An 18487-nucleotide genomic window follows, 5' to 3' on the forward strand; every position below is an offset into this window, starting at 1 on the left:
ACAAAAAAGCCTCGAACCGTTGTTCGAGGCTTTTGTTGGGCGTGAATCGGTCTGACTTCGATCCTAAATTTAGGATATCACATTAAGCCGCAAAGTTTTTTGCTGCAAATTCCCAGTTCACTAAGTTGTTGAGGAATGTTTCAACAAATTTTGGGCGCGCATTGCGGTGGTCGATGTAGTAAGCGTGTTCCCATACGTCGATGGTCAACAGTGCGGTGTCACCAGTAGTCAGTGGCGTGCCGGCAGCCCCCATATTGACGATGTCCACAGAACCATCTGCTTTTTTCACTAGCCAAGTCCAGCCAGACCCAAAATTACCGACAGCAGACGTTTGAAAAGCTTTTTTGAACTCTTCATATGAACCCCACTTGGCGTTGATTGCTGCAGCTAAATCGCCGGTTGGCTCGCCGCCACCGTTAGGTGACAGGCAGTTCCAGAAGAAAGTGTGGTTCCATACTTGCGCTGAGTTATTGTAGATGCCAGCGCTGGATTTTTTGATGATGTCTTCGAGAGCTGCGTTTTCAAACTCAGTGCCTTTGATCAGGTTGTTGAGGTTGGTCACGTAAGCTTGGTGGTGTTTGCTGTAGTGGAAGTCAAATGTTTCTTCAGACATGTGAGGCGCCAATGCATTTTTTGCAAATGGCAATGCTGGTAAGCTATGTTCCATGGTGTTTCCTTTAATAGGTTTGTTGAAATGGTTGCCCGCTATTGCAAGCGTAAACGATGTTGATGTTTGAGTCGCAAGGCGGGCAAAGGTTTACTAATTTAGTAGGGTTATTTTGCCATAGTTTGCTATCTTGCAAAACCTTGTGTGTACAAAGTTATTGCGCGTGGTGCTTACTTTTTGCGGGCGCGCGGGTGCGCCGCGTCGTAAATTTTGCTGAGGTGCTGAAAGTCGAGATGGGTATAGACCTGGGTCGTGCTGATGTTGGCATGCCCCAGCATTTCTTGCACTGCACGCAAGTCGCCGCTGCTTTGTAACACGTGGCTGGCGAAACTGTGACGTAGCATGTGTGGGTGCACGTGATTTTGTATGCCTTGTGCGGTCACCCAGTGATTGATACGGCTTTGTATTGTGCGGCCATGGATGCGTCTGCCTTGCTGACTGATGAATACCGCAGCTTCTGTGAGCCGTTTGCTCAACCATGTGCTGCGGATGGCTAGCCAGGCTTTGAGGGCGATGATGGCTTTGCTGCCCAGGGGGACCATGCGCGTTTTATTGCCTTTACCGATCACCGTGATCAGGCCTTCTTGCAGGTCTAGGCGCTCAAGGTCTAGACCTACTAATTCACTGAGCCGTAAGCCCGAGGAGTAAAACAGCTCCAATATGGCACGATCACGCAGCACAATCGGTGTATCGCCTTCGATTTCGACCAGTTTGATGGTTTGCTCGATAGACAAGGCATGCGGTAAGGTCTTCGGCGCTTTTGGTGCCCTTAAGCCGACCACCGGATTGGCGGGAAATTGCTTGTGTAACACCAGATAGCGATAAAAGCCACGCCAGCTGGACAAGATGCGAGCAATGCTGCGCCCATGCATACCCTCGCTATTCAAACTAGCGATTTGGCGGCGAATATCTTGTGGGGTGAGGGTGGCCAGCGTTTGCCCATGATGGTGCAACAAGCGTTCAATATCCCGCTGGTAGTTGCTGCGCGTATGCTCACTGAGCCCACGCTCAAAATGTAAGTAGTCGAGGTAGTCGTCCAGCAGTTCATGCATGACGACGACCTCTAAGGGCGTAGGTTACGCTGACAATTGCCGCAAGTAGATGCCTCTTGGCGGAAACCTCAGCGGGGGCTTTCATATAATATATCTGGCCAATGAAGCGCTCACTAGCTCTCCAATCCGGTTGAGAAACAGCGTGCCCATCCCAGCATAAAAGCGACTACGCTGCTCACTCGGGATAGCCATCAAGCCAAAGGTGATGTCTTGATAGCGCATGGGAATTACTGCCAAGGATGCTGGCGTGTCGGTAAACCAGCCGGCGATATCCATGGTGGGTAGGGTGCCACAATAAGGTTGGCTTAAATCCTTGGCCCAGTTTTTGAGAGAGTCTTCGGCCTCGATAAACAACTCGCTGGCGGCATGGCTTTCGTTGACCCACAGTTTGAGCTGCGCATTTGGCAACTGAAAATGCGTGGCCAGAAATGCCACCACATGTGCCTGCAAAGCACTCACATCTTTGGCAAACAATAAACCCAATGTCAGCTCGTGGACTTTGTTGGCGGTGGCCTCGTTTTCTTCGGCAGTGAGAATCAGCTCGGTGAAGCGAGACTCCAGCACGCGAATTTTATCGCGCTGAGCAATCTGCTGGCGTTCGGCCAGCGAGATCGTGCCTTTGCCATGCGGACTGGGTAAAAAAAGCTCTGCCAACAAGTGCGCATGGCTTTCAAAAAAGTCCGGATGCGCCTTGAGGTATTGCTTGATATCGTTTTCGTGAATGCTGTCTTCCATCATGCTGCAATTCTAATCATTTAAATGTCAATTTCGCCGTCGAATACTATTTCAGCTGGCCCGGTCATCATGACAGGCGCATCAGCGCCTGCCCATTGAATGGTGAGGATACCGCCGCGGGTATGTACTTTTACTGGGCTTTGCAAGGTGCCGAGTTGTATGCCGCTCACGGCCGCCGCACAGGCCCCTGTGCCACAGGCCAGGGTTTCACCACTGCCACGTTCGTACACCCGCAAGTTGATCTCATGCTCGTTGAGCACCTGCATAAATCCCGCGTTGACCCGTTGTGGAAAACGCGGATGGGATTCAATTTGTGGCCCCAAGGTGGCGACCTCTGCCGTATGCACGTTATCGACCAACATGACGGCGTGCGGATTGCCCATGGATACTGCGCTAATGGTCACGGTTTCACCTGCCAAAGGTAGCGTGTAGGTTGTCGCTTGCGCGGCGGCTTCAAAAGGAATTTGTGCCGGAATAAATCGCGGTGCACCCATATTCACCGTGACTTGGCCATCAGCTTGCAACATCAGAGTGATCAATCCACTGGCAGTTTCGACCCGAATCTCATGTTTGTTGGTCAGGCCTTTTTCAACCACAAAGCGCACAAAACAACGGGCGCCATTGCCACATTGCTCGACCTCACCGCCATCTGCGTTAAAAATACGGTAGCGAAAATCGACGCCAGGCGTATCGGTGGCTTCAACCATCAATAATTGGTCGCAACCTACGCCAAGATAACGGTTGGCAATGTGCTGGATCTGGCTATGAGATAAAGTGACAGGCGTTTGCGTGGCATCGATCACCACAAAATCGTTGCCTGCGCCCTGCATTTTGGTAAATCGCAATTTCATAGCTGAGGATGATACCGCATCAAGCCCTTGAAGGCATCCTAACGTCAAAGATTTATTCCTTGCGCGAAATAAACTCAGGTAGAATCTTTTTTCCCCATTTTGCGTGCCGGCTTCAGCCTTTAGTCAGCACGGTTCATTAACTTTTAACTTTTCAAGGCGTCAGACATGAGTGAATATCTTTTTACTTCGGAATCCGTTTCCGAAGGCCATCCCGACAAATTAGCTGATCAGGTTTCTGACAGTATTCTGGATGCCATTTTAGCCCAAGACCCAACCGCTCGCGTGGCGGCAGAAACCCTGGCAAACACAGGCTTAGTCGTATTGGCCGGTGAAATTACCACTACGGCCAATGTCGATTACATTAAAGTGGCACGCGATGCGATTAAACGGATTGGGTATGACAACACCGATTACGGCATTGATTACAAGGGTTGCGCGGTATTGGTGGCTTACGACAAACAATCGCCTGACATTGCGCAAGGCGTAGACAACGCGAATGACGATCCGCTTGACCAAGGTGCCGGCGACCAAGGGCTGATGTTCGGCTATGCGGTGAATGAAACGCCACAATTGATGCCGTTGCCGATCTGGCTCAGCCATCGCGTGATGGAGCGCCAATCGCAATTGCGTAAAGATGGTCGCTTGCCATGGCTGCGTCCGGATGCTAAATCGCAAGTCACCATTCAATATGTGGATGGTAAACCATTCAAAATTGATACAGTGCTGGTTTCTACCCAGCACGCGCCCGACATGACGCTAGAAGCGATTCGTGAAGCGGTGATTGAAGAAATTATCAAACCGACATTGCCAGCCGAATTAATCAAAGGTGAGATTAAATATCTGGTAAACCCGACTGGCCGCTTTGTGATTGGTGGACCACAAGGGGATTGCGGCCTGACCGGTCGCAAGATTATTGTCGATACCTACGGCGGTGCCGCACCTCACGGCGGCGGCGCGTTCTCCGGTAAAGATCCTTCCAAGGTAGACCGTTCTGCGGCCTATGCGGGTCGCTATGTCGCCAAAAACATTGTGGCTGCCGGTTTGGCTGACAAATGTTTGGTGCAAGTAAGTTATGCCATTGGCGTGGCACAGCCAACGTCCATTATGGTTGAGACTTATGGCACCGGCAAAATCTCAGATGATCGTCTGACTCAGTTAGTGCGTGAGCATTTTGATTTGCGCCCAAAAGGCATCGTCAAAATGTTAGATTTGCTGCGTCCTATCTATACAAAAACCGCGGCCTATGGTCACTTTGGCCGTGATGAGCCAGAGTTTACCTGGGAGGCTACCGACAAAGCAGCCGCGTTGCGTGCTGCGGCAGGCATCTAAGTTCGCATAATGATTATCGTGTGAACATATACCTGTAAAAATATTGTTCAAGAGGGCTTTTGGCCCTCTTTTTTTTTCATCTTTTGCCGTTAACAGAAGATATGATAAGAGTCATTCTGATGGGGTAAGATCGTTGGTATGTTAAAAACAATAGGCATCAAAGAGGTGCGTTTGGGGATGTACATTCATGAGCTGAAAGGCCCGTGGATGGATCATCCCTTTTGGCGCTCAAAATTTGTGCTTAAAGACCCTGCTGATTTGCAGAAGTTAAAATTAAGCCAATTGCGTGAGATTGTCATCGATATCAGCCTTGGTTTGGACGTGTTGCCGGACGAAGTTGAGGAGCATGCGCCGACTGACAAAGAACTGGCCATGTTAGAACTGGATGGCCCTATCGTCACCGAAGAGATCATGCAACCCGAGGTAAAGCCCACGACGCTTGAAGCAGAACGTGAGCAGGCGGCAAAAATTATTTCCTCCTCACGCAGCGCGATTTCTTCCATGTTTAAAGATCTGCGCATGGGTAAGGCGATTGAAGCCGAGGCTGTGATGCCGATCGTGGAAGAAATATCTGCGTCGGTTTCGCGGAATGTGCATGCGCTCATCAGTCTGGTGCGTTTGAAAACCGTCGATGACTACACCTATATGCACTCGGTTGCCGTCTGTGCCTTGATGACCGCGCTCGCCCGCGAACTGAAATTGTCTGAGGCCGAGGTCAAGCAAGCGGCACTGGCTGGATTAATGCATGACATGGGCAAAGCAGGCATCCCGTTGCAAATCTTAAATAAGCCTGGTGCATTGACTGACAACGAGTTTGACGTGATCCGCCAACATCCGAAAATTGGCTACGACATGCTGTTAAAAGCCAATGTATCAGATCCTGTGACTCTCGATGTTTGTTTGCATCATCACGAAAAAGTGGATGGATCGGGTTATCCCGAAAAGTTAGACGCTGGGCAAATTAGTGTATTTGCCAAAATGGGCGCGATTTGCGATGTCTACGATGCCGTCACCTCCACCCGCGCCTACAAGCCCGCTTGGGAGCCCGGCATCGCCTTAAAACGCATGGCAAGTTGGACTGGGCACTTTGATCCGGTGGTGTTCAAAGCATTTGTCAAAAGCCTGGGGATTTACCCTATTGGTACCGTGGTGATTTTAAAATCTGGCCGATTGGCGGTGGTGGTGAAACAAACACCTGAAAGCTTACTCAAGCCGGTAGTCAAAGCCTTTTTTTCCACCAAATCTAAAATGCACATCCCAGTGATCGAGCTGGATCTGTCTAAGGGCATGGATGAGATCGTTGGGAATGAGTCCGCCGCGGCTTGGGGTGTCGGCAACATAGACCACCTGTGGACCAATCCTTCGTAATAAAAAAGCGCCTCGGCGCTTTTTTTATTGTGGTTAGGAGGCTGCCGTTTTTTTGCTGGTGGCAGTTTTTGCAGTGGTTGCTTTGGAGGCCGTGGCTTTCTTTGCAGCAGGTTTCTTTGCTGTGGCTTTTTTGACGGTGGTCTTTTTGGCAGCCACTTTTTTAACTGGCACTTTTTCGCTATCTGTTGCTTTTGCGGCTGCTTTCTTTGCAGCGGGTTTCTTACTCGCAGTTTTTCCGCCATCTTTCGCGGCTTTTTCCGCCAGCAATTCGAGCGCTTCTTCTACAGTGAGCGCCTCCGGGGTGACGCTCTTGGGCAATGTTGCACGAATGCCACTGTGCTGCACATACGGGCCATAGCGACCGGAAAACACCTCAATACGGCCTTCACCTGAGGGATGTGCACCCAAGTCAGCCAAGGGCGTCGGGCCATTGGCAGCGGCCAATAACGTGACTGCGCCTTCTAAATCGATGCTAAAGACACTCTCGGTTTTCGGGATCGACTTGAATTTGCCATCATGATTGACATACGGCCCAAAGCGGCCGATGTTGGCCACGATTTTCTTACCCGTTTCAGGATGTTGGCCGAGGTCGCGCGGCAAGCTGAGCAGCATTTGCGCCGTGTCTATATTGACCTGGCTTAATGGGATCTCTTTGGGGATGCTGACGCGCTTGGGTTTTTTCTTATCGCCCTCAACTGGCTGGCCGACTTGCAAATAAGGGCCATAAGGACCATTCATCAGATAAATTTCTTTTTGGGTCTCGGTATCCGTCCCAATGACGACCGGCTCGCTGGCCGCATTCGCCTCGCCGTCTAAGTTGCGCTTGTAATCACATTTTGGCGTCGCATTATAGCCTGTACAGCCAATGAAGCTGCCATAGCGGCTTAATTGCTTTTGCAACTGCTTGCCGCATTTTGGACACATTTCATCAATCAGCTCATTGCCGGGACGCTCCACATCGGCCTTCATCAGAATCTGCTGATTGAAGCCTTGCCAGAACTTATCCATGACCGGCACCCAGTCGAGGTTGCCTTCCGCGATCTCGTCAAGCTCGTTTTCCAGTTTGGCGGTGAAGTCATAGTCGACATACTGGGTAAAGTGCTCAGTAAGAAACTTGTTCACCACGCGGCCCACATCGGTAGGGGTGAAGCGTTTTTTATCCAACACTACATATTCACGGTCTTGCAGGGTGGAAATAATGCTGGCATAAGTAGAAGGACGGCCAATACCGTGCTCTTCGAGTGATTTCACGAGGCTGGCTTCAGAGTAGCGCGGGGGCGGCTCGGTAAAATGTTGCTCACCGAAAATCTTCTCTACCGTTAGCACTTCACCTGTCTCAAGATGCGGTAACTTGGCTTCGGCATCTTCGTCGTCCTTGTCGTCGTCTTTGCCTTCCATATATACGGCAATAAACCCAGGAAACACCAATGTTTGTCCGCTGGCACGGAACAGGTTTAATTCAGAGCCGACCGCCAAATCGACGCTGACGGCGTCGTACTTGGCCTGCGTCATCTGACAAGCCAGCGTACGCTTCCAGATCATTTCATACAATTTGAACTGCTCGTCGTTGAGGTACTGACGCACGCTGGCGGGTGAGCGGGTAATGTCAGTCGGACGAATGGCCTCGTGCGCCTCTTGCGCATTCTTGGCTTTGGTTTTATACATGATGGGCGATTTGGGCAGGTAGTCTGCATCAAAATGCTTTTTGACGTAATCACGAATCTGCATCACTGCCTCAGCCGCCAAGCTGAACGAGTCGGTACGCATGTAGGTAATCAAGCCCACCGTGCCGCTGCCGACATCCATACCCTCATACAGTTGTTGCGCCACACGCATGGCACGGCTAGTGGTGAAGCCCAGCTTGCGCACGGCTTCTTGTTGCAGTGTCGACGTGGTAAATGGTGCTGCGGGGCTACGGTTACGTTGTTTTTTCTCCACCCGGGTGACGGTGGTTTTGCCCGCAGACGCGAGTAACAACTTGCCGACAATATCCGCTTGCTGCTCTTGGTTGGTGACGGTGAACTGCTCGACTTTTTGACCATTCAGTTGCACCAATCTGGTATCAAAGCCATGGGCATGCTTGAGCGCACCCATGTGTATGCTCCAGTATTCTTGGCTGGTAAACGCTTCAATCTCCAGCTCACGTTCGACGATTAAACGTAAGGCGGGGCTCTGCACGCGTCCGGCTGAAAGGCCGCGGCGGATTTTTTTCCATAACAGCGGCGATAAGTTGAAGCCAACGAGATAGTCCAGTGCACGGCGCGCTTGTTGCGCATTGACCAAGTCCATCGAGATATCTCTTGGATGGTCAATCGCGTGCTTGACTGCTGATTGCGTGATCTCGTTAAATTCGACCCGCTTGATCAGTTTGTTTTTAATCAGCTTTTTTTCAGCCAGAATCTCCGCAATATGCCAAGAGATGGCTTCCCCCTCGCGGTCCGGGTCGGTGGCCAGATAAATGCTGTCCGCATTTTTAACCGCTTTGGCAATAGCATCGACGTGTTTGCTGTTCCGGTCGATGATGTCATATTTCATGGCGAACTGCTGGGTCGGGTCTACCGCGCCATTTTTGGGAATGAGGTCGCGCACATGCCCGTAAGAAGCCAAGACCTCAAAATCAGCGCCCAAATATTTTTTGAGAGTTTTGGCCTTGGAAGGTGATTCAACGATCAGCAGTTTTGACATTGAGGGGTCTGTGTAAGAGTTGGCTAGATAATAGCAAGCGTTTCAACGACTAGACAACATATCGGTGAGGAAAGTCATGATTTAACGGCTTTCCATCACTAAAAAGTTGTTTTATTCTTCTGTGGTCACCGCCAGCGGAAAAGATTTGCGTGAAAACGCAATGCGCTTCTCATCCTGTGTGGCGATCGTGAGCGGCATGTCTTGATTGCCGAAGGTTTGGTGATCGAACATTTGATCTTCGTCCTCTTCTTTAGCTTGGCTCAATTGTTTAAAGTCATATAAATCAAAATCTGCCAAATGCGAAGGCTCTACATTGCCAATGGCACGGAATATATTGTTGACACGTCCCGGCTGTTCGCGTTCCCACTGGTTGAGCATATCCTTGATTTTTTGGCGCTGTAGGTTTTCTTGGCTACCGCACAAATCACATGGAATAATCGGAAACTGCATGGCACGGGCATAGGTTGCAATATCTTTTTCCGCACAGTAGGCGAGCGGACGAATCACCATAAACTCACCGCGGTTAGTGGCCAGTTTAGGTGGCATGGCTTTCATTTTGGCGCCATAAAACATGTTCAAAAACAAAGTTTGTACGATGTCATCGCGATGATGGCCAAGGGCAATCTTGGTGGCCCCTAACTGTTGTGCAGTGGTATAAATGATGCCGCGACGCAGCCGAGAGCACAGGCTACAGGTAGTTTTGCCTTCTGGAATTTTTTCTTTAACGATGGAGTAAGTGTCTGCTTCGACAATCCGGTATTCCACGCCCAGTTTTTCCAGATAGGCGGGCAGAATATCCGCCGGGAACCCGGGTTGTTTTTGGTCAAGATTCATCGCGATCAATTTAAAATTGATCGGCGCACGCTCCTGCAGTGCCAGCAAAATCATCAACATTGCGTGACTATCTTTGCCGCCACTCATGCACACAAGCACGGTATCGCCCTCTTCAATCATGTTGTAATCGCCAATGGCTTTGCCCGTGGCGCTAATCAACTGATTGCGCAGTTTTAAGAAGTTTTGGCTAACGTCGTCTGGATAGTGTTTGGTCTTCATAGCCGCGCATTATAGCCGAAAGCGAAGCAAAGTCACGCTAAGTCGTTGATTATTTGGGTTGATTTTATTCGGAAAATTCAACGGCTACATCACAGGCGGTATCCGCTGCAATCCAGCGTTTGAACAGTCGGCTGGCAAAAGCGTCCAGATTTTGTGGCAACCACCTGATAAAACGGGACGGTTGACTCACCATGCCACACCAATAACGCTGCTTGGCATCGCTCCAAATCAGCGCCCGGCAAGGAGTATTGTGTGGCCAAAGTAGCGCCAGACTTACCGGGCAGGGTTCGGCCGCACAGCAGATGCCACAGCCGTTGCAGGCTGCCCCAAGTGCGGGCTTTGGCGGCGCCAGCGCGTGTATGGTAATGGTTTGCAAAGATGGCTTCATGCCGTATCTATAAGCTTAGATGACGTCCGCCATCCACCGCCAACACGTGACCCGTAATAAAAGGGGCATCGAATATCAGAAATTTGACTGCCTTGGCAATATCAGAGGGTTCGCCAGAACGTTTAAGTAGCGTTTGATTGACCACTTGCTGCCGGTAAGCGGCGTCAAACTCTTGATTATCATCCGGCCAGAGCACTGGCCCGGGCGCAACAGCATTCACGCGCACGGTCGGCGCCAGCTCTTGTGCCAGCGATTTGGTCAAGCTCACCAAGCCTGCCTTGGCCGCGCTATACACCATATAGTTTTTTTTCGGACGCTCGATATGCATGTCGGTGATATTCACAATGCAACCCTGGCTCGCGCGCAAAGCATCACTGGCTGCCTGACTCAAAAAAAGGGGTGCTTTTAAATTACTACCCATCAGCGTTTCCCATTGCGCCAGATCGATCTGGCCGAGCGGGGTCGGAAAGTAACCGGAAGCATTGTTAATCAACACATCTAATCGACCAAAATGGTCGAGGGCGGCATTGACCAATGTTGGTAAGGTGTCGATGTCGAGCAAATTAGCCTGTGCCAACACCACACTGTTTGGCCGCAACTGGTTGAGCTCGGTTTGTAAGGCGAGCGCCTCGGTTGCGCTGGTGTGGTAATGCAGCAGGATGTTTGCGCCCTGCTGGTGCAGTGCACGCGTGATCTCGGCGCCAACACGTTTGGCGCCACCGGTAATCAGCACGACTTTCGAAGCGGAAGGGAAATTCACGTTAGTCTCTTTATTCTAGACGGGTCACATTATAATGGTTGCATGATGGCTCAACCGAAATCTTCACAACTGCCGGCGCTGGATGCGAATGCACAATTGCATTCTGATCAGATGCGCAAGCACATCCAGCAACAAATAAATGCCAAGGGGGGGTGGATCTCATTTGCAGACTACATGCAGATGGCACTTTATACACCCCACCTTGGCTATTACAGTGGCGACGCCAATAAGTTCGGGCAAGCCGGTGATTTTGTCACTGCACCTGAAATTTCACCGCTGTTTACGCAGGCGCTTGCCAAGCAAGTGGGGCAGGTGGTGCAGGCCACCGCCGGCGATGTGCTGGAACTCGGTGCGGGCACGGGCCAATTAGCCAGCGACCTATTGCTGCATTTGGCCGACATCGGACAGTTGCCGCAGCGGTATTTCATTTTGGAGGTGAGCGCGAACTTGCGTCAACGGCAGCAACAAACATTGCAAAAGCGGCTGCCTGCGGCTTTGTATGCTCGCGTGCAATGGTTAGATGCCTTGCCGGCTGCGTTGATAGGGGTGGTGGTTGCGAATGAGGTGCTTGACGCCATCCCGGTCCACTTGATCGAGTGGCAAGCGGGCCAATGGCTTGAGCGTGGCTTAAGCTTTGACTCGGGGTTGGTTTGGCAATCTCAGCCCTTACAAAATGCTGCACTGGTGACCGGCATGCCGCCCGTCCAATGGCCTGAGGGATACACTACTGAAGTTTGTCCGGCGGCGCAAGGCTTGGTCGCCAGCCTAGGCCACAAGTTACAACAAGGCATGATGTTGTGGATAGATTACGGTTTTCCTGCGCATGAGTATTACCATCCGCAACGGAATCAGGGCACACTCATGTGCCATTTTCAGCACTATGCGCATGATGACCCGTTGATCAATCCCGGGTTGCAGGACATCACTGCCCATGTCAACTTTACGGCGATCGCAGAGACCGCGCTGACAGCGGGCTTAAGCTGTGCTGGCTATACCACGCAAGCGCAGTTTTTAATCAATTGCGGCATATTGCAACTGCTGGAAACCGTGATGCCAGACGACAGTGCGCGCTACCTGCCGATGGTCGCCGCGGTACAAAAGCTACTTTCGCCTGCAGAAATGGGCGAGTTATTCAAAGTGTTAGCTTTGACTAAAGGGCTCAGTGTGCCTTTGCTCGGGTTTGTGAGTGGGGATAAAAGGCATCAGTTGTAGCATGAGTGGTGCGGCGACTGCGGCGATGCGCTGCAAGTTGAGCAACCACGCGTAGGTGCAGGAAACCATGCCTCTCAAGTATAATGCCGCTCATGACAGAAATTGATCCCTCTATTGAGAGCGCTGAAGCGCCTTATCAACGCCGTATACGCAGTTTCGTTTTGCGTCAGGGCCGTTTGACCAAAGGCCAAGAGCGCGCATTGCAAACGGCATGGCCCACATTTGGTATTGAGTATGCCGATCAGCCGCTGGATTTAAACCAAGCCTTTGGTCGCGCCGACAGTAAAAAAATCCTTGAAATTGGTTTTGGCATGGGCGATGCCACAGCAAAAATCGCACAAACGTTGCCAGATTGCGATTTTTTGGCGGTTGAGGTGCATACCCCGGGCGTAGGGAGTTTGTTAAAGCTGATGCAGGAGGGGGAGATTCAAAACCTGCGCATCGTGCAGCATGATGCGGTTGAGGTGCTACAAAACATGCTTCCAGATGGCTCGCTTGATGGGGTGCATATTTTTTTCCCAGATCCTTGGCATAAAAAGCGGCATCACAAGCGCCGCTTGATTCAGACCGAATTTATTCAATTAGTTTGCACAAAGTTGAAACCGGGCGCTTATTTGCATGTGGCCACCGATTGGCAAGCCTATGCTGAGTGGGTATTGGAAGTGCTGCAAGCTGAGCCGCGGCTCCAAAACACCGCAATCGATTACGCCGATAAGCCAGCCTATCGGCCACTCACCAAATTTGAAAATCGTGGCTTAAAGTTAGGCCACGGGGTATGGGATTTGGTATTTAAGCGCGCATAGCGCTTAGACGGCGTCTACCGGCGACTCTGTATCATTGTCGCCAAACAACCATGTGCTGAGCACGGTTTCAGCTTCTTCCACGCCTTGTTTTTTGAGGCTAGAAAAAAGTTGCACCGAGATCTGTTCACCCCAACCCATATGCAGTTCTTTGCGAACTTTTCCCAGCAAAATTGTCGATTCACTGCGGGAGAGTTTGTCGCTCTTGGTAAGCAAAACATGCACTGGTTTGCCTGAGGGACAAAACCAGTCCAGCATTTGTCTGTCCAAGGGCGTTAATGGGTGGCGGCTATCCATCACCAGCACCAGTCCAGCCAAGCTTTGGCGTTCGCTCAGATAGCGTGACAACACGTTTTGCCAGTGCATGCGCATTGACTCAGGGACTTTTGCATAGCCATAGCCCGGCAAGTCGACTAAGTGTTTGTCGTCGCCCAGCGTGAAAAAGTTAATTAACTGGGTGCGGCCTGGCTGCTTGCTCACAAATGCCAGCCGATTATGGTTGGCCAAGGTGTTTAAGGCGCTGGATTTACCCGCATTCGAGCGCCCGGCAAAGGCGACCTCAATGCCGCTGGCAGGCGGTAGGTCACGGAGATGGTGCGCCGACAGATGAAAGCGGGCGTTTTGAAAAACTGGCATGATGAGTTGAGTTGCCTCAAGGTTTTATGGACTATTCAGCTGAGCATGCTATCACGAACAAGGTTTGTTTGATAAAATGACGGAGAATAAAATGTCGGGGCATAGAATGATGTTAAAGAGTTTTAAAGCGGGATTGTTTGTGTTGTTCGCCATGGGCGTGCACCCAGTATTTGCTGAGGAAGCTGCGTCAGCTGAAGCCGCGCCAGTGGTGAATGGCCCGGAGAAAATTGTACAAAACGTATGTGCTGCTTGTCATGGTGCAGATGGCAATAGCGTGATTACCACCAATCCTAAATTGGCTGGTCAACATCCTGAATATTTGCTCAAGCAACTGAACAACTTTAAAGAAGGTACACGTGCTAACGCGATTATGTCTGGCATGGCGGGTGCGCTCAGCCAAGAAGACATGGAGGGTTTGGCAAAGTATTTTTCTAACCAAAGTATCAAGCTAGCCAAAGCCAAGAGCAACGGTAAAGGTTCGTTAGGTGAAAAAATTTACCGCGGTGGTATCGCTGCGACGCAAGTGCCTGCCTGTGCGGCCTGTCACGGCGCCACAGGTGCCGGATTGCCGAAGCAGTTTCCACGCTTGGCAGGACAGCATACTGACTACACCGTGCAGCAATTGAGAACATTCCGTACCGGTGAGCGTGCCAATGCGCCAATGATGATGGCGATTGCGGCGAAAATGACGGATGCCGAGATGCAAGCGGTTGCAGACTATATTCAAGGCCTGCGCTAGTCTGCTTTGATCGAAAAAAGGTGGCTGCGGCCACCTTTTTTGCTGTCAGTGGATGCAACCTTTTGCTTTAGATGTCGTCCACAAATGCGCACCATGCGTTATTGTCAACACTGACTTTTTCCTTTGTGCGTTACCTTCACTGGTTTATTTTAAAGAGATTGTTTTGAAAGCACCGATTCCCCTGTCACGGCGTGTGTATGAATTGCTCAGCTCGATGCGCTTTGCGGTGAGCTTATTGACGCTGCTAGGTGTCGCTTCCATTATTGGTACAGTGCTCAAGCAAAACGAGCCATACACCAACTACATTGTTAAATTCGGCCAATTCTGGTTTGAGTTGTTTGAGTTGCTGGGTTTGTTCGATGTGTATCATGCGGCCTGGTTTCTGCTCATTTTATTGTTTTTGGTGGTGTCGACCACGTTATGCGTGCTGCGTAACACGCCGCTGATGATCAAAGAGTGGCAGGTTTATAAAGAGCATGCCACCGAAAAGTCCTTGCGATTGTTTGAACATCAGGCCACGGTGGCCTCGCCCTTGCCAGCGACTACTTTGCAAACGCAGCTAAGTGACTTTTTAACCACTGCGGGTTATCGCTTTAAAACCAAAGCACAAGACAATGGCGATTTACTCATTGCCGCCAAGGTGGGCACACATCAACGTCTTGGCTATATTTTTACGCATGTGGCTATTGTGGTTATTTGCTTTGGTGGCTTGCTTGATGGCAACTTGCCGTTAAAAGTGCAAGAGCTGTTTGGTTTGAAGAAAATCGAAACCCGTGATGTGGCGTCACGCTTGGTGCCTGCAGACAGCCGTCTTGGCACCAATAACTTGTCTTTTAGAGCCAACATGACGCTGCCTGAAGGTGAGCGGGACAATGTAGCCTTCGTTCGTGTCAGAGATGGCTATCTGGTGCAAGATTTACCTTTTACCGTGGCGCTCAAAGATTTTCGCATTGAACATTATGCGACTGGCATGCCTAAGTCGTTTGAAAGTGACATTCTCATTACGGATCCCGCGGTGGCCAAACCGATTGAAGCCACGGTGCGGGTGAATCACCCTTTCATCTATAAAGGGATTGCGATTTACCAGTCCGACTTTCAGGATGGCGGCTCACAACTCAAATTCAAATTGTGGGATTTGTCAGCCACCAAGCAAGCAGCTTTTGATATCGATGGCGTCATCTTGCAAAAAGGCGCACTCGGCGAAGGCGCTCAAAAGATGAGTGTCGAGTTTAATGAGTTCCGTCAGTTTAATATTCTGAATCTATCCGCAGACGGCAAAGGTAAGCCGCACAACGTAGGTCCAAATACCACTTACAAGTTGCGTAACGCGAGTGGTCAAGCCCGCGAATACATGAGTTATATGCAGCCATTGCAGTTAGATGGTCGGGCCTACTTTGTGTCTGGGATGCGTGAGACGGTAGCCGATGAATTCAAATATCTGCGCATTCCAGCCGATGATGCGCTAGAAATTAACGGGTTTATGCATTTACGGCAGACCTTGCGCAACGAGCAGCGGATTCATGACATTGCTAGCCAGGTCGCGAATCAAATGCCAGGTAACAATGCGGCCTTAAAGACACAATTTGAGCAAAGTTTGCAGCATCTGCTCCTGACCTTTAAGCAAGGTGGTTATAGTGCATTGTCACGCATCATTGAGGGCGCCGTGCCCAAAGATCAACGTGAGCAGGCAGCGCAGACCTATCTGAAGTTACTCAATCGCGCCGCTTTACAAGGTTATCAAATCAGTCGTGCTGAGCGTCAGCTTGAGCCTGCGCCTGAAAATCAAGAAACAGTGATGTTCATCCAAGACAGCCTGAATGCCATGAACGATTTGTTTTTTTATGGCACGCCGTATTATTTTCAATTAAACGATTACACCCTTAAGCAAGCCAGCGGTTTTCAGTTGACACGCTCCCCTGGCCAAAACTGGGTGTATTTGGGTTCGGTGATGTTGGTGATCGGTATTTTTGCGATGTTTTATATCAAGGAACGTCGCTTGTGGTTATTGATCAAACCAGCACAACAAGAAGTCTTGTTGGCCATGTCGTCCAACCGTAAGAATATGGATCTGGATCAAGATTTTGAACGTGTGCAACAGCAAGTGGCTGCAATGTTGCAGCCCGCGGCCTGACTGAATAGAAGAGGGGAATGCGATGAATGCATCAGTATTAACAAAGCCAACGTCTTTTTGGCAATCATTAAGTAAACTGGACTGGCTGTACGCCTTGCTACTGTTGGCGGGGGGCATTTTTTCTTATCAACGATATGCAGGCTTCATGGATGTGTATGAAGTGAGTTTTCTGTTTGCAGCCGTTGGGTTGTTTAGTTATCTCGGCTGGCGCTGGTCAGCGATTGCGCGCTTGGTACTCGGTGTGGCGGTGTTGAGCCTGATCGGTGTGTATAGCTATCAAGCCGATCTGGCAAACGCCAGTCAACGGTTCTTGCTGAAGTTTCTACTGGCGAGCCAATCTGCGATTATGTGGATGAATGTGTTGTTTGTGCTGGCCATGCTGACTTATTGGCTGGCCTTATTTCAAAAATCTGCATTTACGGCAAAAGTAGCCTCCGCATTAACTTGGGCTGCCACTTTGTTTGGATTTGTCGGTTTGATGGTGCGCTGGTACGAGTCTTACCTGATTGCGCCAGACGTGGGTCATATCCCAATCAGTAATTTGTATGAAGTGTTTATTCTGTTTTGCTTGATTACGGCTCTACTCTATCTGCATTACGAGAAGCTGTTCAACACGCGCCAGTTAGGTGGATTTGTGTTGGTGGTCATCAATGCCGCAGTCGGCTTTATTCTCTGGTATACCTTTGACCGACATGCCAATGAAATTCAACCCTTGGTGCCCGCACTACAAAGCTATTGGATGAAGATCCATGTGCCAGCCAATTTCATCGGCTACGGTGCATTTTCTCTGGCGGCCATGGTCGCTGGCGCCTATCTGTTGGTGAAGCAAGGTGTGCTTGCCAGCCGCTTGCCCGCCCTGCATGTGCTAGATGATTTAATGTACAAAGCGATTGCGGTTGGCTTTGCTTTTTTTACCATCGCGACTATTTTAGGTGCAATGTGGGCGGCTGAAGCGTGGGGTGGTTACTGGTCTTGGGATCCAAAAGAAACCTGGGCGCTAATTGTTTGGCTAAATTATGCTGCTTGGCTACATTTGCGTCTCATGAAAGGCTTACGTGGTGCGGTGTTAGCTTGGTGGGCCTTGGTGGGCTTGTTGGTCACGACCTTTGCTTTTCTGGGCGTGAATATGTTTCTAAGCGGTCTCCATTCCTACGGCACGCTCTAAATTTTAAGTACGTTGACCCACGGGCAGTTGCGCAAGCAACTGCCCGTTTTCTTTGTACCTACTCCCACTCCTACTCTCAGTGTTCGTTATCAACTATTAAGTTATGTTAGTATGAGCTGCGTTCAGCTTTTATTGCACCTAACGCGCCCCGGCATTCTTCGTTCAACGGTCGCAAACATGGTGATATCAGGAGGATTGATGATGGAAAAGCACTTAGGATTTAGTTTGATTGAATTGGCGATTGTGCTCGTGATCGCAGGCTTATTATTGGCGGGCGTCATGCGCGGACAAGAGCTGATCGCCAATGCCAAAGTGAAGAGTTTGGCGAGTGATTTTAGAAATATCCCCGCGTATTTTTATGCCTATCAGGATCGCTTTAGGGTGTTGCCGGGTGATGATCATAGCGCCGCCACGCATGTGAATGGGGTTAATCCAACCAGCAGTGGTCAATCGCAAAACGGCCTAATACAAGGGAGTTGGGATTCATCAACCAACACCGATGAATCATTCTTGCTTTGGCAACACTTACGCTTGGCTGGATTGGCGACAGGGCCGACAGAGGTCAACAGTTCACAATACGCTGCACGCAACAGCGAGGGGGGTCGGTTAGGGGTGACCAGTGTAGGTGAACTTGGTGCGGTGACCGCAGGTACTTTTACGAGTGCACATGCGATGTGTTCTGATGCCATCCTAGGGCGTTACGCGCTGCAACTGGATACTATGATGGATGACGGGGCGGGTAATACCGGCATGATGCGGATATTGCAAAATGGGACCGCAGGAACCGGTGAAGCAGTGCCCGTGGCCGCGACACCGTACTTAGTCTGTATGAGTTTTTAGTGTAGAATACAACATAATCTTGTCGCAAAGAGCCTGGTTTTTCAGGCTTTTTGTTTTATGTCTGATACATTCATTT

17 protein-coding genes are annotated in these 18487 nt (G+C 50.3%); 8 read left to right on the plus strand and 9 right to left on the minus strand.

Annotation, left to right across the window (positions count from 1 at the left end; all coding sequences use genetic code 11):
* Nucleotides 1–82: 82 nt before the first annotated feature.
* From FIT99_RS01360 to dapF, 4 genes are all read right to left on the minus strand, one after another.
* Entirely contained in the window at nt 83–667 is a 585-nt protein-coding gene (locus tag FIT99_RS01360) for a superoxide dismutase (protein ID WP_140002227.1), read from the minus strand.
* 170 nt (nt 668–837) lie between these two features.
* Nucleotides 838–1719: a tyrosine recombinase XerC gene (gene xerC, locus FIT99_RS01365; RefSeq protein WP_140002228.1), complete on the minus strand. Its 882-nt coding sequence runs from the start codon at nt 1717–1719 to the stop codon at nt 838–840.
* An 81-nt stretch (nt 1720–1800) separates the two neighbouring features.
* Entirely contained in the window at nt 1801–2457 is a 657-nt protein-coding gene (locus FIT99_RS01370) for a DUF484 family protein (protein WP_223261237.1), read from the minus strand.
* A 17-nt stretch (nt 2458–2474) separates the two neighbouring features.
* Nucleotides 2475–3305, minus strand: a complete 831-nt coding sequence (dapF, locus tag FIT99_RS01375) for a diaminopimelate epimerase (RefSeq protein ID WP_140002231.1) — start codon at nt 3303–3305, stop codon at nt 2475–2477.
* Between the two features lie 165 nt (nt 3306–3470).
* Between dapF and metK the strand changes: the two genes are divergently transcribed.
* Together metK and FIT99_RS01385 are read left to right on the plus strand one after the other, a co-directional pair.
* Nucleotides 3471–4634, plus strand: a complete 1164-nt coding sequence (gene metK, locus FIT99_RS01380) for a methionine adenosyltransferase (RefSeq protein WP_140002233.1) — start codon at nt 3471–3473, stop codon at nt 4632–4634.
* A gap of 138 nt (nt 4635–4772) precedes the next feature.
* A complete protein-coding gene (locus FIT99_RS01385) occupies nt 4773–6002 on the plus strand; it encodes an HD-GYP domain-containing protein (RefSeq protein WP_140002235.1) in 1230 nt (409 codons plus the stop codon).
* Between the two features lie 33 nt (nt 6003–6035).
* Here FIT99_RS01385 and topA read toward each other — a convergent pair whose 3' ends face one another.
* The 4 genes from topA to FIT99_RS01405 all read right to left on the minus strand — a co-directional run bounded on the left by topA (nt 6036) and on the right by FIT99_RS01405 (nt 10888).
* Nucleotides 6036–8687 carry a type I DNA topoisomerase gene (gene topA / locus FIT99_RS01390; RefSeq protein WP_140002237.1) on the minus strand — a complete coding sequence of 884 codons (2652 nt, stop codon included), beginning with the start codon at nt 8685–8687 and terminating at the stop codon, nt 6036–6038.
* 111 nt (nt 8688–8798) lie between these two features.
* Nucleotides 8799–9740, minus strand: coding sequence for a tRNA 2-thiocytidine(32) synthetase TtcA (gene ttcA / locus FIT99_RS01395; protein ID WP_140002239.1), 942 nt, complete (start codon nt 9738–9740; stop codon nt 8799–8801).
* 64 nt (nt 9741–9804) lie between these two features.
* Nucleotides 9805–10128, minus strand: a complete 324-nt coding sequence (locus FIT99_RS01400) for a hypothetical protein (RefSeq protein WP_140002241.1) — start codon at nt 10126–10128, stop codon at nt 9805–9807.
* Nucleotides 10129–10135: 7 nt separating this feature from the next.
* Entirely contained in the window at nt 10136–10888 is a 753-nt protein-coding gene (locus FIT99_RS01405) for a pteridine reductase (protein WP_223261238.1), read from the minus strand.
* A 42-nt stretch (nt 10889–10930) separates the two neighbouring features.
* On the opposite strand from FIT99_RS01405, the gene FIT99_RS01410 reads away from it, so the two are divergent.
* Nucleotides 10931–12100 (plus strand): class I SAM-dependent methyltransferase, encoded by a 1170-nt coding sequence (locus tag FIT99_RS01410; RefSeq protein WP_140002243.1) that lies wholly within the window; start codon nt 10931–10933, stop codon nt 12098–12100.
* Nucleotides 12101–12192: 92 nt separating this feature from the next.
* On the plus strand, nt 12193–12903 hold the full coding sequence (gene trmB, locus FIT99_RS01415; protein ID WP_140002245.1) for a tRNA (guanosine(46)-N7)-methyltransferase TrmB: 711 nt from the start codon (nt 12193–12195) through the stop codon (nt 12901–12903).
* Between the two features lie 3 nt (nt 12904–12906).
* Here trmB and yihA read toward each other — a convergent pair whose 3' ends face one another.
* Nucleotides 12907–13536, minus strand: a complete 630-nt coding sequence (yihA, locus tag FIT99_RS01420) for a ribosome biogenesis GTP-binding protein YihA/YsxC (protein WP_140002247.1) — start codon at nt 13534–13536, stop codon at nt 12907–12909.
* A 151-nt stretch (nt 13537–13687) separates the two neighbouring features.
* On the opposite strand from yihA, the gene FIT99_RS01425 reads away from it, so the two are divergent.
* The 4 genes from FIT99_RS01425 (at nt 13688) to FIT99_RS01440 (ending at nt 18411) form a co-directional block, all read left to right on the plus strand.
* Nucleotides 13688–14275 carry a c-type cytochrome gene (locus FIT99_RS01425; protein WP_396652222.1) on the plus strand — a complete coding sequence of 196 codons (588 nt, stop codon included), beginning with the start codon at nt 13688–13690 and terminating at the stop codon, nt 14273–14275.
* Between the two features lie 214 nt (nt 14276–14489).
* Nucleotides 14490–16406, plus strand: a complete 1917-nt coding sequence (locus tag FIT99_RS01430; RefSeq protein WP_140004589.1) for a cytochrome c biogenesis protein ResB — start codon at nt 14490–14492, stop codon at nt 16404–16406.
* Between the two features lie 22 nt (nt 16407–16428).
* A complete protein-coding gene (gene ccsB, locus FIT99_RS01435; protein WP_140002249.1) occupies nt 16429–17571 on the plus strand; it encodes a c-type cytochrome biogenesis protein CcsB in 1143 nt (380 codons plus the stop codon).
* 201 nt (nt 17572–17772) lie between these two features.
* Nucleotides 17773–18411, plus strand: a complete 639-nt coding sequence (locus FIT99_RS01440; RefSeq protein ID WP_140004590.1) for a type II secretion system protein — start codon at nt 17773–17775, stop codon at nt 18409–18411.
* The last annotated feature ends 76 nt before the right edge of the window (nt 18412–18487 follow it).

This window comes from Methylophilus medardicus, assembly GCF_006363955.1.
GTDB classification, from domain to species: Bacteria; Pseudomonadota; Gammaproteobacteria; order Burkholderiales; family Methylophilaceae; genus Methylophilus; species Methylophilus medardensis.

Coding starts and splice junctions, on each gene's coding strand:
- FIT99_RS01400 (WP_140002241.1), bottom strand. CDS start 10,128: ATGAAGCCATCTTTGCAAACCATTACCATACACGCGCTGGCGCCGCCA.
- yihA (WP_140002247.1), bottom strand. CDS start 13,536: ATGCCAGTTTTTCAAAACGCCCGCTTTCATCTGTCGGCGCACCATCTC.
- ccsB (WP_140002249.1), top strand. CDS start 16,429: ATGAATGCATCAGTATTAACAAAGCCAACGTCTTTTTGGCAATCATTA.
- FIT99_RS01360 (WP_140002227.1), bottom strand. CDS start 667: ATGGAACATAGCTTACCAGCATTGCCATTTGCAAAAAATGCATTGGCG.
- FIT99_RS01440 (WP_140004590.1), top strand. CDS start 17,773: ATGGAAAAGCACTTAGGATTTAGTTTGATTGAATTGGCGATTGTGCTC.
- FIT99_RS01385 (WP_140002235.1), top strand. CDS start 4,773: ATGTTAAAAACAATAGGCATCAAAGAGGTGCGTTTGGGGATGTACATT.
- topA (WP_140002237.1), bottom strand. CDS start 8,687: ATGTCAAAACTGCTGATCGTTGAATCACCTTCCAAGGCCAAAACTCTC.
- FIT99_RS01370 (WP_223261237.1), bottom strand. CDS start 2,457: ATGATGGAAGACAGCATTCACGAAAACGATATCAAGCAATACCTCAAG.
- xerC (WP_140002228.1), bottom strand. CDS start 1,719: ATGCATGAACTGCTGGACGACTACCTCGACTACTTACATTTTGAGCGT.
- FIT99_RS01425 (WP_396652222.1), top strand. CDS start 13,688: ATGGGCGTGCACCCAGTATTTGCTGAGGAAGCTGCGTCAGCTGAAGCC.
- FIT99_RS01410 (WP_140002243.1), top strand. CDS start 10,931: ATGATGGCTCAACCGAAATCTTCACAACTGCCGGCGCTGGATGCGAAT.
- FIT99_RS01430 (WP_140004589.1), top strand. CDS start 14,490: ATGCGCTTTGCGGTGAGCTTATTGACGCTGCTAGGTGTCGCTTCCATT.
- trmB (WP_140002245.1), top strand. CDS start 12,193: ATGACAGAAATTGATCCCTCTATTGAGAGCGCTGAAGCGCCTTATCAA.
- metK (WP_140002233.1), top strand. CDS start 3,471: ATGAGTGAATATCTTTTTACTTCGGAATCCGTTTCCGAAGGCCATCCC.
- dapF (WP_140002231.1), bottom strand. CDS start 3,305: ATGAAATTGCGATTTACCAAAATGCAGGGCGCAGGCAACGATTTTGTG.
- ttcA (WP_140002239.1), bottom strand. CDS start 9,740: ATGAAGACCAAACACTATCCAGACGACGTTAGCCAAAACTTCTTAAAA.